The 15,980-nt window shown below is 38.9% G+C and carries 16 protein-coding genes and 3 pseudogenes; 12 read left to right on the forward strand and 7 right to left on the reverse strand.

Annotation, left to right across the window (positions count from 1 at the left end; genetic code table 11):
• The first annotated feature begins 88 nt into the window (after positions 1 to 88).
• The 8 genes from F972_RS06950 to F972_RS06985 all read left to right on the forward strand — a co-directional run bounded on the left by F972_RS06950 (position 89) and on the right by F972_RS06985 (position 5,932).
• Positions 89 to 1,102 carry an adenosine kinase gene (locus F972_RS06950; RefSeq protein WP_004682077.1) on the forward strand — a complete coding sequence of 338 codons (1,014 nt, stop codon included), beginning with the start codon at positions 89 to 91 and terminating at the stop codon, positions 1,100 to 1,102.
• A 16-nt stretch (positions 1,103 to 1,118) separates the two neighbouring features.
• Complete coding sequence (locus tag F972_RS06955; protein ID WP_010589426.1) at positions 1,119 to 1,424, forward strand: Rieske (2Fe-2S) protein; 306 nt, start codon at positions 1,119 to 1,121, stop codon at positions 1,422 to 1,424.
• 22 nt (positions 1,425 to 1,446) lie between these two features.
• On the forward strand, positions 1,447 to 2,058 hold the full coding sequence (locus tag F972_RS06960; protein WP_171062621.1) for an OB-fold-containig protein: 612 nt from the start codon (positions 1,447 to 1,449) through the stop codon (positions 2,056 to 2,058).
• Positions 2,059 to 2,605: 547 nt separating this feature from the next.
• The gene (gene cydP, locus F972_RS06965; RefSeq protein WP_004677296.1) at positions 2,606 to 2,797 is read left to right on the forward strand and encodes a cytochrome oxidase putative small subunit CydP; all 192 of its coding nucleotides are present in this window, start codon (positions 2,606 to 2,608) and stop codon (positions 2,795 to 2,797) included.
• Positions 2,797 to 4,374: a cytochrome ubiquinol oxidase subunit I gene (locus F972_RS06970; RefSeq protein ID WP_004757992.1), complete on the forward strand. Its 1,578-nt coding sequence runs from the start codon at positions 2,797 to 2,799 to the stop codon at positions 4,372 to 4,374. The genes cydP and F972_RS06970 overlap by 1 nt, the downstream gene beginning before the upstream one ends.
• Positions 4,371 to 5,516, forward strand: coding sequence for a cytochrome d ubiquinol oxidase subunit II (cydB, locus tag F972_RS06975; RefSeq protein ID WP_004682087.1), 1,146 nt, complete (start codon positions 4,371 to 4,373; stop codon positions 5,514 to 5,516). The genes F972_RS06970 and cydB overlap by 4 nt, the downstream gene beginning before the upstream one ends.
• Before the next feature lie 14 nt (positions 5,517 to 5,530).
• On the forward strand, positions 5,531 to 5,632 hold the full coding sequence (gene cydX / locus F972_RS15255; protein WP_004653762.1) for a cytochrome bd-I oxidase subunit CydX: 102 nt from the start codon (positions 5,531 to 5,533) through the stop codon (positions 5,630 to 5,632).
• A gap of 3 nt (positions 5,633 to 5,635) precedes the next feature.
• Positions 5,636 to 5,932, forward strand: coding sequence for a cyd operon YbgE family protein (locus tag F972_RS06985; RefSeq protein WP_004682089.1), 297 nt, complete (start codon positions 5,636 to 5,638; stop codon positions 5,930 to 5,932).
• 140 nt (positions 5,933 to 6,072) lie between these two features.
• Here F972_RS06985 and F972_RS06990 read toward each other — a convergent pair.
• From F972_RS06990 to F972_RS07000, 3 genes and pseudogenes are all read right to left on the reverse strand, one after another.
• A pseudogene (locus F972_RS06990) lies at positions 6,073 to 6,537 on the reverse strand (GNAT family N-acetyltransferase).
• Between the two features lie 118 nt (positions 6,538 to 6,655).
• Positions 6,656 to 7,333 carry a YccT family protein gene (locus tag F972_RS06995; RefSeq protein WP_004682093.1) on the reverse strand — a complete coding sequence of 226 codons (678 nt, stop codon included), beginning with the start codon at positions 7,331 to 7,333 and terminating at the stop codon, positions 6,656 to 6,658.
• A gap of 222 nt (positions 7,334 to 7,555) precedes the next feature.
• Positions 7,556 to 8,152, reverse strand: a complete 597-nt coding sequence (locus tag F972_RS07000; RefSeq protein WP_004769358.1) for a nitroreductase family protein — start codon at positions 8,150 to 8,152, stop codon at positions 7,556 to 7,558.
• A gap of 173 nt (positions 8,153 to 8,325) precedes the next feature.
• On the opposite strand from F972_RS07000, the pseudogene F972_RS07005 reads away from it, so the two are divergent.
• Positions 8,326 to 9,006 (forward strand): annotated as a pseudogene (locus F972_RS07005) (IS3 family transposase); the annotation flags it as partial.
• 39 nt (positions 9,007 to 9,045) lie between these two features.
• On the opposite strand, the gene F972_RS07010 reads toward F972_RS07005, so the two are convergent.
• From F972_RS07010 to F972_RS07020, 3 genes are all read right to left on the reverse strand, one after another.
• Positions 9,046 to 9,552, reverse strand: a complete 507-nt coding sequence (locus F972_RS07010; RefSeq protein ID WP_010589514.1) for a flavin reductase family protein — start codon at positions 9,550 to 9,552, stop codon at positions 9,046 to 9,048.
• An 84-nt stretch (positions 9,553 to 9,636) separates the two neighbouring features.
• Entirely contained in the window at positions 9,637 to 10,671 is a 1,035-nt protein-coding gene (locus F972_RS07015; protein WP_004677272.1) for a methionine synthase, read from the reverse strand.
• Positions 10,672 to 10,702: 31 nt separating this feature from the next.
• Complete coding sequence (locus F972_RS07020) at positions 10,703 to 11,695, reverse strand: DUF1852 domain-containing protein (RefSeq protein ID WP_004682100.1); 993 nt, start codon at positions 11,693 to 11,695, stop codon at positions 10,703 to 10,705.
• 220 nt (positions 11,696 to 11,915) lie between these two features.
• Between F972_RS07020 and F972_RS07025 the strand changes: the two are divergent.
• A pseudogene (locus F972_RS07025) lies at positions 11,916 to 12,167 on the forward strand (transposase); the annotation flags it as partial.
• An 87-nt stretch (positions 12,168 to 12,254) separates the two neighbouring features.
• Here F972_RS07025 and F972_RS07030 read toward each other — a convergent pair.
• Complete coding sequence (locus tag F972_RS07030) at positions 12,255 to 13,745, reverse strand: bifunctional ADP-dependent NAD(P)H-hydrate dehydratase/NAD(P)H-hydrate epimerase (RefSeq protein ID WP_004769363.1); 1,491 nt, start codon at positions 13,743 to 13,745, stop codon at positions 12,255 to 12,257.
• Positions 13,746 to 13,767: 22 nt separating this feature from the next.
• Between F972_RS07030 and queG the strand changes: the two genes are divergently transcribed.
• Positions 13,768 to 14,883 (forward strand): tRNA epoxyqueuosine(34) reductase QueG, encoded by a 1,116-nt coding sequence (gene queG / locus F972_RS07035; RefSeq protein WP_004682103.1) that lies wholly within the window; start codon positions 13,768 to 13,770, stop codon positions 14,881 to 14,883.
• A gap of 87 nt (positions 14,884 to 14,970) precedes the next feature.
• The gene (gene bioB / locus F972_RS07040; protein ID WP_004677262.1) at positions 14,971 to 15,960 is read left to right on the forward strand and encodes a biotin synthase BioB; all 990 of its coding nucleotides are present in this window, start codon (positions 14,971 to 14,973) and stop codon (positions 15,958 to 15,960) included.
• Positions 15,961 to 15,980 lie beyond the last annotated feature (20 nt).

A 15,980-nucleotide genomic window follows, 5' to 3' on the forward strand; every position in this document is an offset into this window, starting at 1 on the left:
GTTTTTGTAGAAAAATTCAGCAAGCAAGGTGTGATGGTCAATGCATTGGTGTAAACTTTAGCTTTTGATTTTTACTGTGATGACAAACATGGCAACTGTTGATCTTTTTGCAATTGGAAATGCACTCATTGACCAAGAATTTAAAGTTTCTTATGAGTTTTTAACACAGCAGGCTTTGCAAAAAGGCACAATGCAGTTGACCGATGGTGAAACTCAAGCTGCTTTATATCAACAATTACAAGATACTCAAAGCTACAAGGGTCAAGCAAGTGGTGGGTCGGCTGCAAACACAACTGTTGCATTCAGTGCTTTAGGTAGTACAGCTTTTTACGGATGCCGTGTAGGTAACGACGAACTGGGTTCAATTTATCTGAATGGTTTAAATGATGCTGGTATCCAGACCACAACCCAATCAATCAGTGAAGGCGTAACAGGAACTTGTATGGTACTGATCAGTCCTGATTCAGAACGTACCATGCATACCTATCTAGGCATTACCGCTGAATTAACTGCTGAACAAATCGATTTTGAACCGTTAAAAACTGCAAAATGGCTCTATATCGAGGGTTACTTATCAACCAGTGATACGGCGCGTATCGCGGTCAAACAGGCCCGTGAGCTTGCAAAAGCGCATGGGGTGAAAATCGCCCTATCCCTTTCTGATCCAGCAATGGTGCAATATGCCCGTCAAGGTTTGGAAGAATTACTGGATGATGGCGTTGACTTACTGTTCTGTAATGAACAGGAAGCGTTGATGTTTACCAATACAGAAAATCTTGATGATGCCATTGCAGCATTAAAATCAAACAATCAGCATATCGTCATCACGCAAGGCGCAAATGGTGCGGTGATTATTGATCCAGCCCAACAGTTCCATGTGGCTGGACGGCATGTTGATGCTGTGGATACCAATGGTGCGGGTGATGCCTTTGCGGGTGCATTTTTATATGCCATTAATGCAGGCCTTAGTCTGGAAGCGGCTGCCCAGCTTGCCATTTTAATTTCCAGTGAGGTTGTTGCTCAATTCGGCCCACGTTTGGCTGTCGAAAACTACGCCAAGCTATTCGAACAATTCAAATCCACACAACAGGAATGTGCTTAACATGGAAAAGATTTGCATGACTGAGGAAGTCCCTGAACGTGAAGCACGTGCATATGACACCATGAAAGGAAAGACTATCTTCATCACCCAGCGTGACGGACAATTTTATGCCTATAATAATCTTTGTCCGCATTTGCAAACTGAGCTTGAATATCTGGAGAATCAATTTCTGGATCAGGACGGTGAATATATTCAATGTTCTACACATGGTGCCTTGTTCTCTGTAGAAACAGGTGAATGTATTTCGGGTCCATGTCTAGGTGAATTCCTTGAAAAAGTAAATTTGGAAGTACACTCTGATGGTGGTATTTATATTGATTAGTGCCTAAATCATGAATTCTGCGATGACTGAGTTTTTTTTAAATTACTACCTTATGCCATTTCACATGAGCGTAGTGGCTTTGATTTTGCTCAGCATTGCGGAAACAATTGGCATCTTTATTGGGTTGCGGCCAAGTCATCTGGTCAAAAAGCTGACACCTGAATGGTTACTTAATTCACCGCTACTCGATGTTAAATTCTCCAAGTATCTCATCTTTGTTTTTTTACTGATCAATTTCAGTTTTGCAGGTTATTTCTTAGAGCTTTCTTTTTTTGCCTTACAGCATTATTTCATCTCACCTTACTACTTATTTGTTCCTGCTTTGATTATCGACATCTTTTTTACTGTGTTTATGATTCATTGTCTTGACCAAGTGATTAAACCTAAAGTCACACATTCACATATCAATCTAGTGGGTCGCTTAGCAACAATCTCAACGGGAAATGCACGTCCAGGCTTCTCTGCGCAAGCACGTGTTCGCAATGAATTTGGTCAACTGTACTATGTTCAGGTTGAGCCTGAATATGGTGAACTGGAATTACAATCCCAAGTGTTGTTAATCAGTCAGAAATCTAATTCGTACTATATTGCTAAAAAAATCTCCATATCAAATAAGCTATTCACCGCAGAGTAAGACCTATATCGTTAAAATTTTGAGCACCCCACCAAAAATTACAATATGTTACAAAAAGAAAATTTATAAATATTGCAATTCCCTCTTCCATTTTCATCAATCTATTGATCTAACTTTCAAACCAAAATGAAGGATGATATTTCACACATTTTTTAAACCAAACTCTACCAATACACTAGGTTTTGTGCAGAATCCATTATAAGAATTACTTAATTGTGTAATCAATTACTTAAATGATTGTAAATATTATATTTTTTATACCCATACTATTTTAGTTGGTTTAATTTTTCTTAAATTAATTATAAACCAAACCTTTTTAATCAGATTTAAAAATATAAATACAACTGTTTTAATCAGTTTTTTAAATTAATTCATATTATTTTAGTTGGGTAATAATAATATTTTTCAAAATTTGATCAAATTTTATATAATTAATTGATTTTTATAAAAATATTAAATTAATTCATTTTAAAGCCCTTAAAGGTTTATTTTTAATGAATTTTATTTAATAATGTTTTACATGTTTTTAAATATGAGGCGAAGTTCTATGAACATGAGTTCTCAAGATCCAAATCGAAGATTAATCAGAGAGATCACAATCATTCTTATTATTAAAGTTGTGCTTCTCATGGTGGTTAAACATATCTGGTTTGATGCCCCAACGATTCCAAAAGATTTTAACAATGAAGTCGCCGAGCGTATTGCTGGCGATATGTCCAAAACTCAGGAGACACGTTGATGATTTCTGAAAGCGTGGTCGATCTTTCGCGGTTCCAATTCGCAATGACCGCAATGTATCACTTTCTTTTCGTCCCTCTCACTCTAGGTCTGGCGTTTATTCTTGCCATTATGGAAACCACTTATGTGATTTCTGGTAAAGAAATTTACAAAGACATGACCAAATTTTGGGGGAAACTCTTCGGGATTAACTTTGCCTTAGGTGTAACTACTGGTCTAACGATGGAATTCCAGTTTGGTACCAATTGGGCTTATTATTCTCACTATGTAGGCGACATCTTTGGTGCACCGCTTGCAATTGAAGGCTTAATGGCTTTCTTCCTAGAATCGACTTTTATTGGTCTATTCTTCTTTGGCTGGGATCGTCTTTCTAAAGTTCAACACTTAGCTGTAACTTGGCTAGTTGCGATTGGCTCCAATATGTCTGCCTTGTGGATTCTCATCGCAAATGGTTGGATGCAAAACCCTGTCGGTGCCGCATTTAACTATGAAACCATGCGTATGGAACTTGTAGACTTCGGAGCGTTGATTTTCAACCCAGTCGCTCAAGTAAAATTCGTACATACCGTTTCTGCCGGTTATGTCACAGGTGCAGTTTTTGTACTCGCCATCTCAAGCTATTATATGCTAAAGAAACGTGATATGCCCTTTGCTCGTCGCTCTTTCGCGATTGCTGCAATTTTTGGTTTAGCTTCAACTTTCTGCGTCATTTTACTTGGTGATGAATCAGGTTATGAATTGGGTGATGTGCAAAGAACTAAACTCGCTGCAATTGAAGCTGAATGGCACACTGAACCCGCACCTGCCGCATTTACTTTATTTGGTATTCCTAACCAGAAAGAAATGCGTACCGATTATGCAATTAAAATTCCATATGTTATGGGGATGATTGCAACTCGCTCGACAGACAAAGAAGTTACTGGCTTACATGACTTGATGAAAGAGCATGAAATCCGTATTCGTAATGGTATGGTGGCGTATAGCGAATTAACAAAACTCCGTGCGGGCGATCAGTCCCCAGAGTTACTTGCATCATTTGAAAAAAATCAAAAAGACTTAGGCTATGGTCTGCTATTAAAGAAATATACACCGAATGTTGTTGACGCAACTGAAGAACATATCAAAGCAGCAACTAAAGATACCATTCCAAATGTCGCTGCATTGTTCTTCTCGTTCCGTGCGATGGTGGCTTCTGGTGCATTAATGTTATTACTTTTCCTACTGGCTGCGTGGTCAGTCGCTAAACGTAATGCCGAAACAAAACCGTGGTTACTTAAATTTGCTCTATTTGCTCTTCCACTACCATGGATTGCAATTCAAACAGGTTGGTATGTAGCTGAAGGTGGTCGTCAACCATGGTCTATTGGTGAAGTTTTACCAACACATCTATCTGCATCTTCTTTAAGCACAGGTGATGTATGGGGATCAATTATTGCACTTGCTGCGTTCTATACGGTACTGCTCATTATTGAAATGTACTTAATGATCAAATTTGCTCGTTTAGGTCCAAGTTCTTTGCATACTGGTAAATATCATTTTGAGAAACTAGCAGCAAAAACTGGGGAGGCTCAATCATGATCGAATATGAACTCCTAAAAATTATTTGGTGGGTATTGGTTGGTGTATTACTGATTGGCTTTGCCCTCACAGATGGTTTCGACATGGGCTCAATGGCACTGATGCCATTTGTAGGCAAAACCGACTCTGAACGCCGTGCCGCCATCAACACCATTGCACCACACTGGGATGGTAACCAAGTCTGGTTTATTACTGCGGGCGGTGCCCTGTTCGCCGCATGGCCAATGGTTTATGCCGTCGCATTCTCAGGCATGTACTGGGCATTACTATTGGTTTTATTTGCCCTGTTCCTGCGACCTGTCGGATTTGACTATCGTTCCAAGCTGGAAAATACTCAATGGCGTACTTCTTGGGATTGGGGTCTGTGCATTGGTGGTGCTGTACCAGCACTAGTATTCGGTGTTGCATTTGGTAACTTATTTTTGGGCGTACCATTTAGCTTAGACGACACCTTACGTTCTCAATACACAGGCAGCTTCTTTGCATTATTGAATCCGTTTGCGCTGATTTGCGGTATTGTGAGTTTGTCGATGTTATGTGCTCACGGTGGTGCATGGTTAATGCTTCGTACTGATGGTGATTTACATAACCGTTCAGCTAAAGCAACTCAAATTATGGCAATCGTATTCCTTATATGTTTCTTAGCGGCTGGCGCTTGGTTATTCTTTGGAAATATCTCAGGCTATAGTTACGCTACTGCTGTGAATACTAATGCTGCATTAAACCCACTTGCAAAAGAAGTTGTAACAAATGCAAACCATGGTTGGTTGAATAACTACTCAACCTATCCAATTACTATGGCTGCACCAATTGTTGCAATCCTAGGTGCATTATTGGTTATTCTTAGTGCTGGAAAACGTAAGGCAGCTGCAAGTTTTACAGGTACGAGTCTGATGATTGTGGGTGCGATCTTAACTGCTGGTTTTGCATTATTCCCATTCTTATTGCCATCAAGTATCGATCCAACATCAAGTTTAACGATGTGGGATGCTGTTTCTAGTCACAAAACTCTTGGTGTAATGACTGTTGCTGCTTGTATTTTTGTTCCTCTCATTGTGATCTATACCTCTTGGTCTTATTACAAAATGTGGGGTGTCATCACTAACAAACACATTGAAGAAAATTCACATAGTTTGTACTAATGAGGAGATGTGAAATGTGGTATTTTGCATGGATTCTAGGCGTTTTGATGGCGTGCTTCGCAGGTGTACTGAGTGCGCTCTATATCGAACACCATCAAGATTTAGATGAGGAATAAGTAATGGCTCAAGCAATGACAACACCGAAGAATAGTAAGGCACAAGTGCTTGCAATGACCGTTTCGTTTTTGTTGGCATTGCCCCTTGCTGCCATTTTATTGGTACATCCTGCATTGATGCTGGATGCCAATGGTCACTACAACCACAGTATGCTGATGCTCGTCATGGTCGGTATTTCTGGCGGTTTTATTCATGGTGTTGGGTTTATACCAAGATTTTGGTTATGGAAATGGTTATTTAGTCCCTATATTGCATGGCCTCTGATGATCTTAGGCTATTATATTTGGATTGGTAATTAATCTTTAACAAATCAAATAAAGAGGAAGCATGGCTTCCTCTTTTTTTGTGTCGTTTTGAATGATCATTTAATAATACACAAAGTAATTACAATGTAATTTAAAATATTGAGTAATAAAATTTTTAATTTATAATCAATAGACTATATGATCGCCTTTTTCATTTCAATTAACTGAATTGGCACCAACGGCTGACCTACATTTGCATTTACAGGATAAGGCGCTGTATGACCTGTAATCTGATAACCACGACGCTGATAATATGCGATTAACTCAGAGCGGACATCTAAGACATACATAATTAAATCTCGAACTTCCATACAACTCTGTGCAACATATACTTCAACATAATTGAGCATTTGTTTGCCATATCCTAAGTTTTGAATCGATGAATCAATCGCAAAAGTTCCAATTTCAACAGAGTTATGATCAATACTGAGTCCAATACAAGCAACTAACAAACCTTGTTCATTCTCGCCAATAAACAGTTTAAAATTTGATCAGCTCAAGTCTCCACTCAATTGTTCATTGGTAATCCGTATTCCATCTACAAATGCTTTTTCAGTGGTCCAACTTCGCTCAGATTGAGCCCGATCAGCCAAATTGATTCATTCAACCAATTGCGCTACATCATCAATTTTTGCAGTTCTAATGTTTAAAGACATTTCTATTTTATACGCTCAATAAAAAACCGATGATAACATCGGTTCTTTTACAGTTGAGCAATTAGTTCGTTTGCCCTGCTAACCACGCCATAAATTTTTGACGTTCAGCTTTCGATGCTTTTTGCCACAACTCTACTAATTGCTGATCTGTGGTTTTTATATTGCCAGATACTACCGTTGTTGCTGTTACAGCAACAGGTGCTACATTTGTTGTCGAAGCTGCATAGACGGGTGCAGGTTGATTCACAACATTATTTTTATTTTTTTGGGTTAAATCTAAGGTACGAGCTAATAAACTATTACCTGAAAACCACGGTTGAGCTTCATTATTTGCACCTGTTTGCTGTACTACAAGTTTTTTACTTTGATCATATAAAGCAACCGTAGGCTGTTCAGCAAATTTTTTTGCTTGACTAAAGTCTTTTGGAGCATTTACGAGTGCCAAATTATAAGTTTGATTATCTTTAAGATCTGTTGTTTGAATTGTTACCACACCAGATTTCACAATATCGTGTTCACCATTTAAGTGTTCAAAATATTCACGGTAACGAACATTTACCGTTAAGTTCCCAGGATCAACCTGATAGTTATTTTTCTTTGAAGGAATTAAACCATTATTTACTTCTTGACCATTTACCGCAAGAATCACGATTTCTTCAGGTGCAGTGATTGTGACTGCTGAAAAAACTGAACTACTCAATAATAACCCGAAAGCAGCAACACCAACTCTTAAAGACATTAGACTCTTCTCGATATAAACAATTTATGAAATCGTAAGCACTATGCTCTGCGATTATGACCATTTTATGACATAAAACAAAACTGTCTATTCCAACAATTTGGCTTTTTTAAGATATATACATCAATTCTAATGCTAAGCACCGTAGTTCTTTTGGCGAATACAAACCTTAAATAAAAAAAGAGCACATTGAGTGCTCTTTTTAGTGATACATATATTTACTTAGTTAAAAGTTTTGAAACGTGCAGCGTCATCCATATAGGTTTTTTCGCCAGCAGCTGCTTCAATAGAACCGAATACTAACTGGGCACGTAGTTTCCAGTTTGATGGAATATCAAAAGTTTCAGCCACTTCGGCATCCACGATTGGATTATAGTGCTGTAATGATGCACCAACACCAATTTCAGATAATGCTGTCCATGTTGCGAACTGTGCAATGGCACTTGAATGTTCAGACCAAACTGGGAAGTTATCCGCATACAATGCGAATTGCTCTTGTAAGCCTTTTACAACATCTTGATCTTCATAAAATAACGCTGTACCAAAACCTGCTGAGAAACTATCAATTTTCGCGCTAGTATTTGCAAATGCTTCTGCTGGAACCATTTTACGTAAAGTTTCGCGAACAATTTCCCAAAATTTATGGTGTGATTCACCATATAAAGTTACAACACGTGAAGTTTGTGAGTTGAATGATGATGGGCTTTGTTTTACTGCTTCGCGAATTGTTTCTTCAATCGTTGCTTGGTCAACTGTAAGATTTTTACCAATTGCATAAATGCTACGACGCGATTTAATGCTATTTAAGAAGTTACTCATGTTGTTATTCCTACTTTATGCTCTTTGGAGGGTTATCTTAGATTAAATGTAGTGTATAACGATGCATTTTTTAGGAATAGTCTAAAAAACATGACAGATCGTTTTATTTTTGAAACACTTATCAGCACCTAAAAATATACCGAGTATTTCACTTAAATATTCTTTCACTCCATTATTACTATCGCCCAAAACCTGTAAGTGCATCAGATCTGAAGCTGATGCGTTGTATGAATGAATTACATATGCAATACCCTTTTGCAGGTAGCCGTATGATGCGTGATTTGTTGAATCGTCAAGGACATCCTATAGGACGACGTCATACACGTACTTTAATGAAGAAAATGGGCATTAATGCGTTATATCGTAAACCAAATCCAAGTCAGGCCAATCAAACTCAGCGTAAATATCCATATCTGCTCAAAGGATTGAGTATTCAGCGGAGTAATCAAGTGTGGTCTACGGATATAACATATATCCCAATGGCAAAAGGCTTTGTCTACTTATGTGCTGTGATTGATTGGCATAGCCGCAAGGTACTTGCGCATAGGGTATCGATGAGTATGGAGGTTGCATTTTGTATATAAACATTAAATGAAGCTATTAAAAAATATGGCCGACCTGAAATCTTTAATACAGACCAAGGCAGTCAATTTACCAGTGATGCATTTATTGAAGCATTGAAATCAAATGACATCCAAATCCTCAAAGCCTACAGCAATGTTTTTGATGCGAAGAAGCAATTAAACGCATATTTTGAATTTTATAATTTGAAACGACCTCATTCGAGTCTGGACAAAATGACTCCAGATGAGTTTTCCTATGACCAACTACCACAACAAAATAAGGTAGCTTAACTAGAGCAAAATATCACTTATAAATAAGCTTTTAGTTGTTCAAACAAGTGGGACCACCTCTATTTCCACTTGCCCCACATGATGATAGACACGGTTAAAATAAACCAGTCCCTGCTCCTGCTGACTTTGTTGAATTGCAACAATACGGCAGATAAAAATACTATGTGTGCCCACTTCCTGAATTTGCTCAATCTCACAGTCAAAGCTAACTAAAGCATCTGTTAAAATCGGTGAACCTGTTTCCAGTTCTGTCCAAATGGCTTGTTTAAAGCGCTCTTCTGGACTAATTTTAGAGGAAAATGCAGTAGAAAGATGTTGCTGATGTTCAGCCAATACATTGACACTTAGGATTTTATTTTCGATAAAATGAATATGCGAACTCGCAGCTCTATTCATACAGACCAATAAAGTCGCAGGACTATCCGATACACCACACACCGCAGATGCAGTAAAACCATAACGACCAGACATGCCTGCCGTAGTCACGACATTGACCGCACTTGCCAATAAAGACATTGCATTTCTAAAGTCTATTGCTTCAATCATCATTTTATTCCCAATAAAAATGACCTGTTTAATCCTAACCAGCCATTAAACAGGTCACTTTTACATCATGTTCTCAATTCTAAATTATTTGCCCAAAATTTCTTTTCGAACGATTTCCGCACCTGCGCTTAACGCATGCAATTTGCCTCTGGCAACTTCACGAGATAATGGTGTCATACCACAGTTGGTTGATGGATAAAGCTTATCTGCATCAACAAACTGAAGTGCTTTACGCAAGGTATCTGCAACTTCTTCAGGTGTTTCAATGCTGTTGGTTGCCACATCAATGGCCCCGACCATGACCTTTTTGCCACGGATCAGCTCAATTAAATCCATTGGCACACGTGAGTTCTGACATTCCAGTGAGACAATATCAATTTTAGACTGTTTCAGCTTTGGAAAAGCTTCTTCATATTGTCGCCATTCTGAACCCAGCGTCTTTTTCCAGTCGGTATTGGCCTTGATGCCATAGCCGTAACAAATATGTACCGCTGTTTCACATTTCAGGCCTTCAATTGCTCGCTCAAGGGTCGCAACACCCCAGTCATTCACCTCATCAAAGAACACATTAAATGCAGGCTCATCAAACTGGATAATATCCACACCCGCAGCTTCCAGCTCTTTAGCTTCTTCATTAAGGATTTTGGCAAATTCCCACGCCAGTTTTTCACGGCTTTTATAATGGGCATCATACAGCGTATCAATCATGGTCATTGGACCTGGCAATGCCCATTTAATTGGTTGTGTGGTGTGCTGACGTAAAAACTTGGCATCTTCCACAAAAACTGGCTTTTGACGAGAAACAGCATCAAATACAGTCGGGACACTGGCATCATAACGATTGCGGATTCTGACCGTTTCTCGTTTTTCAAAATCAACGCCATGCAGATGTTCAATAAAGGTGGTGACAAAGTGCTGGCGGGTCTGCTCACCATCACTGACAATATCAATGCCTGCATGGAGTTGTTCCTGCAAGGATACCAGCAACGCATCACGTTTGCCTTGAATCAGGTCATCGCCCTCTAATTTCCAAGGCGACCAAAGTTTCTCAGGTTCTGCAATCCAAGATGGTTTCGGCAAACTACCCGCAGTTGAAGTCGGTAATAATATTTTCGTCATGATCAATCATCTTTTCTATAAATTGGTGAATTTAAGCGGTTTCGGTTTTATCGGTGTAGCTCGCAGCCCATTGCTCAAGGATATTTTGGTATGGCTTGATAAAATGCTCTTCAGTCCATTTGCCTTGTTCAATCGCCAATCGGCTACGTTCTTCACGGTCATAGACAATTTGCGTCAGTGAAAAATCCTGATAGTTCAAGCTTGGTTGATAGCTTTGTGCTGCTACCGAATTGGCATTGTAAATTTCAGGGCGATAAATCTTCTGAAAGGTTTCCATGGTGCTAATCGTGCCGATCAGTTCAAGATCGGTGTAGTCACTCAGCAAATCACCATGATGATAAAATGCCAAAGGTGCAACACTGTTTGGTGGCATGAAATAGCGAACCTGCAAGCCCATTTTTGCGAAATATTCATCAGTTAAGGAATAATCATCCTGCTGATATTCCACCCCCAGGATAGGATGCTGATTGGCAGTGCGATGATAAGTCTTGGTGGTTGACACACTCAGACAAATCACAGGTGGTTTACTGAAATTATCTTTATAAGATTTTGAATTTAAAAAAGACTTAAAGATTTTACCATGAAGCTCGCCATAGTTTTCTGGCAGGCTAAATTTGGCTTGATGCTTGTTATGTTCTGGCAATAAGACACTAAAGTCATAATCGCGCACATAAGAGGAAAAATTGTTGCCAACAATGCCTTCAATACGTTTATTGGTTTTATGATCAACAATATTGGTTTTCAATATTTCAATGGTTGGGAAAGTCTCACCATTACCTTCCACATCAATATCAACCGAGATGATGTCAAGCTCAACTGAATAACGGTCTGCTTTAGGATTATCCCAATGTGCCAAGGCATTGAAACGATTGTCAATCATTTTTAGCGTGTTGCGCAAGTTCTCCTCACGACGTTCACCTCTGGCTAAATTCGCAAAGTTGGTTGTGATACGTGTATTGTCTGAGGGACGGTAATTTTCATCGAAACGAATACGCTTAATCGAAAATGCAAACTCATTGCTCATTGTGATCCACCACTCTAAATTCTACGATAAAACTTGAATGATGTGATTTATACCGAAAGCATCACATGAACAAAAACGAGTTAATTTCATAGAAAAGTGAATTTAATTCATGTTCACCTATTCTATAGCTTTCAGCCTTGTAAAATGAAAATACTTCATCTTAAGCTGAAAAAATATCAGCTTATTGACCCTTTTTGACTGATCCAAATTGCTAAGATAGTCACTCTTCGCTTATCCTATGGATATTGGCAAAGCGATTTACACGACCAATGCGATTGAATCATTGAACAGCGTTATCCGCCATGCAACTAGGAAAAGAAAAATCTTCCCAACCGATGATTCCGTGAAAAAGGTAGTATATTTAGCAATTATGGCAGCAAGCAAAAAATGGACGATGCCCATGCAGAATTGGAAAACTGCCATGAATCGCTTTAGTATCATGTTTGAAGAGCATGTAACCAAGTATTTTTAAAATTGCATTTACACAGAATTATTTACACCCTCTAGCTTATATATTTATTTGGATATCTTTATGAAATGTCAATAGACCTTAATCTTTCTATTCTTTATTCACCACCTTATAAATCATTTTCCCCATTTCGTGTGCTTGCAAACCCCTCATACCATTTTCAGCCAGTAAATCCCCTGCTTGTGCATGCAAACTCACAATTTCATGCAATGCAACTTGCTCATGAAATTGTGCTTTTAAAGTGGCAATCATCCCTGCCAGCACATCACCCATGCCCCCTGTTCCCATCCCTGCATTACCCTGTGTACAGATAAATAATTCATCTTCTAAAATCAGGCTACCTGCACCTTTAAGCACCCATTGCCCTGCATATTTTTGTTGTAAATTATGAATCGCAACAATACGATCTTGTTCAACATCAGCAGGCTTGCAACCCAATAATGTCGCTGCTTCACCAGAATGTGGAGTTGCGTAAACATGAGGATTTAATTGTTGCGGATGTTTTGCCAAAAACCACAACCCATCTGCATCTAATACCACTTCTAAATGTGAATTTTGATTAAGTAAATTGAACCACTCTAGATAAACATGCTCTGCCCATTCATCTCGCCCTAAGCCCATCCCGAAACATACGGCATCAATTTGAGTTAATAGGTGTTGGATCGTTTTTTCATCTAAGGCATTAATATCTCGCACCATAATATTCGGTGAACGCGCCAGAATAGCTTGATGATGTTTGGCATGACAGACCACACTGACTTTCCCTGCTCCAGCATGAAACGCTGCTTCAGCAGACATAATCACCGCTCCGCCCATATCCGTATGACCACCAACGACAAGCACATGCCCATAACTTCCTTTATGTCCAAAAGCTTGCCGTTTCGGTAATACAATTTTTTCAGATGATAGATATGCAAGTGGTTTTAATTCTGTATCAATTGGGATCAAGCTAACTAAATGCAGCTTTCCCACATATTCCTTGCCTTGACCAGTAAACAACCCTGCCTTATAACCTAAGATTGTAAAGGTTTGATCTGCCTGAATTGCACAGGGTAAAGCCCGACCTGTATTGGCATGTAGTCCGCTCGGAATATCAATAGCAATCTTTAAACCAATCTGTGAGTTAAATAAATGGATGATCGATTGCCATTTTTGATCTAGCATTCGATTGAGACCAATGCCAAACAGAGCATCAATATGACAATCAAAAGTTGGTATTTCTTGGTGATTCGCATTTTCCGACAATAAATAATCGATACTTTGAATATCAACTCGATTTAACAGTGCATATTGTACGGCTTGTTTTAAATCTAAAGATTGACCGAGTTCAGCTGCATAAACCGTGATGTGAAATCCATGTTGCTTTAGAAAAGCAGCGATATAGTAACCGTCACCTGCGTTATTGCCTTGTCCGCACCAAATTGCGATCTTTTGAATTTTATTTTTATTAAATGGTTCAATTAACTGTTGTGAGATTGTCCAAGCTGCTTGTTGCATCAGTCCTAAAGATGAATTTTGCTGCGCAAACCAACGCTGCTCCCATGCTTGAATGCTTTGGCTATGGTAAACTGAACGTTGCATGTTATCCCCTAATTATTGGTTTATGGCTTCAACCACATCCTCTGGAAAATCACTTGATAAAATTGAGCTTCAGCAGCTTGATCCTCAAGAACTTAAAACATGGATAAAAACTCAAGCTTTAGACTTGGGCTTTTCTGATTGTGTCATTGCCAAACCTGATGCTCAAGATCAAATGCCACGTTTTAAAGAATATTTAAAACGTGGTTATCATGCAGATATGCACTATTTAGAGGAAAATCTAGAAAAACGTGCTGATCCAACATTGCTTGTACCTGGAACTAAAAGCATTATTTGTGTGCGCATGAACTATCTTGTGGCATCACCTAAGCCCCGTTATGTACCATTTGAACCAAATTCAGCCATTATTGCACGCTACGCGCGTGGACGTGACTATCATAAAGTCATGCGTGGTCGACTTAAAACCTTAGCCAGTCGTATTAAAGAAAAAGTGGGCGATTTCGAATCACGCCCGTTTGCGGACTCAGCACCTATTTTTGAAAAATCACTTGCTGAAAGTGCAGGTATGGGATGGACAGGAAAACATACCTTACTCATTCATAAAAAATCAGGTTCATTCTTCGTTTTGGGTGAGCTATTTACTTCGCTTGACCTCCCTTTTGATCAACCTGCAACAGCCCATTGTGGCTCATGTACTGCTTGCATCGACATTTGCCCAACACAAGCCATTGTTGAGCCTTATATGTTAGATGCAAGGAAATGTATTGCTTACTTAACTATTGAACATAAAGGAATCATTCCTGAAGAGTTACGCTCAGGTATAGGTAATCGTATTTTTGGCTGTGATGATTGTCAGCTAATTTGCCCGTGGAATGGCTTTGCTAAAACTGCGTCAATTCCAGACTTTGACCCAAGACATAGTTTAGATGACATTAGCTTGTTAGATATCTGGCAATGGGATGAAGCGACTTTTCTTGCAAAAACAGAAGGTAGTCCAATTCGCCGCACAGGCTATCAATCCTTTAAACGGAATATTGCAATCGGCTTAGGAAATGCGCCATACTCGGCTGAAATTATAAGCCAATTACACGATGCAAAAATGTGGCACGATGAGATTGTCAATGTACATATTGAGTGGGCAATTCAACAACAATTGCAGCAAATAAGCGTACCTGAATAGAAAAATGATGTTTTTTGCCCTTTGGCTTTGGCACGATTTCTGTATGATTAATCTCAATGTTTGTAATCAATCATCATGGATATAACAATGACTTTACGTAATGACTGGACTCGTGATGAAATCCAAGCTTTATATGATCAACCTTTTCTAGACTTAGTATTCAAAGCACAAAGTGTTCATCGTGAGCATTTTCAGCCAAATACCATTCAAGTCAGTACACTGCTTTCAATCAAAACAGGTAAATGCCCAGAAGATTGTAAGTATTGTTCTCAATCTGCACATTACGACTCAAAACTAGAAGCAGAAAAGCGTATTGCAGTAGATAAAGTCATTCGTGAAGCACAAACAGCAAAAGATTCTGGTTCTTCACGTTTCTGTATGGGCGCTGCTTGGCGTAATCCACACGAACGAGATATGCCTTATGTGTTAGAAATGGTTCGAGAAGTAAAAGCACTCGGTTTAGAAACTTGTATGACTTTAGGTATGCTCAATCAGTCACAAGCTGAACGCTTAAAAGATGCTGGTTTAGATTATTATAACCATAACCTTGATACCTCTCGTGAATACTATTCACATATTATTAGTACACGTACTTTTGATGATCGTTTAGATACATTAGATCATGTACGTCAAGCGGGTATGAAAGTATGTAGTGGTGGTATCGTTGGCTTAGGTGAAAGTCGTAATGATCGAATTGGTTTATTACAAGAACTTGCAACGATGCCTGTACATCCTGAATCAGTGCCAATCAATATGCTTGTCCCGATCGAAGGTACACCGCTCGCTGAAGTTGAAAAGTTAGATGTGACTGAATGGATTCGTACTATTGCTGTTGCTCGTATTATTATGCCTCATAGTTATATTCGATTATCGGCAGGACGCGAATCACTCAGTGATTCAGATCAAGCACTTGCGTTCATGGCAGGTGCAAACTCGCTTTTTTCTGGTGATAAGTTATTGACTACGCCTAATGCTGGAGAAGGTAAAGACCAAATCCTATTTGCTAAATTAGGTTTAACAACAGAAAAACCGAAACCAACTGTTGCAGAACTTTCCATAGATGCCATGAGCGCATAGATCAAAAAGCTGTTTCATGA

This window comes from Acinetobacter sp. CIP 102529, from assembly GCF_000368325.1.
In the GTDB taxonomy this organism is placed as follows: domain Bacteria; phylum Pseudomonadota; class Gammaproteobacteria; order Pseudomonadales; family Moraxellaceae; genus Acinetobacter; species Acinetobacter parvus.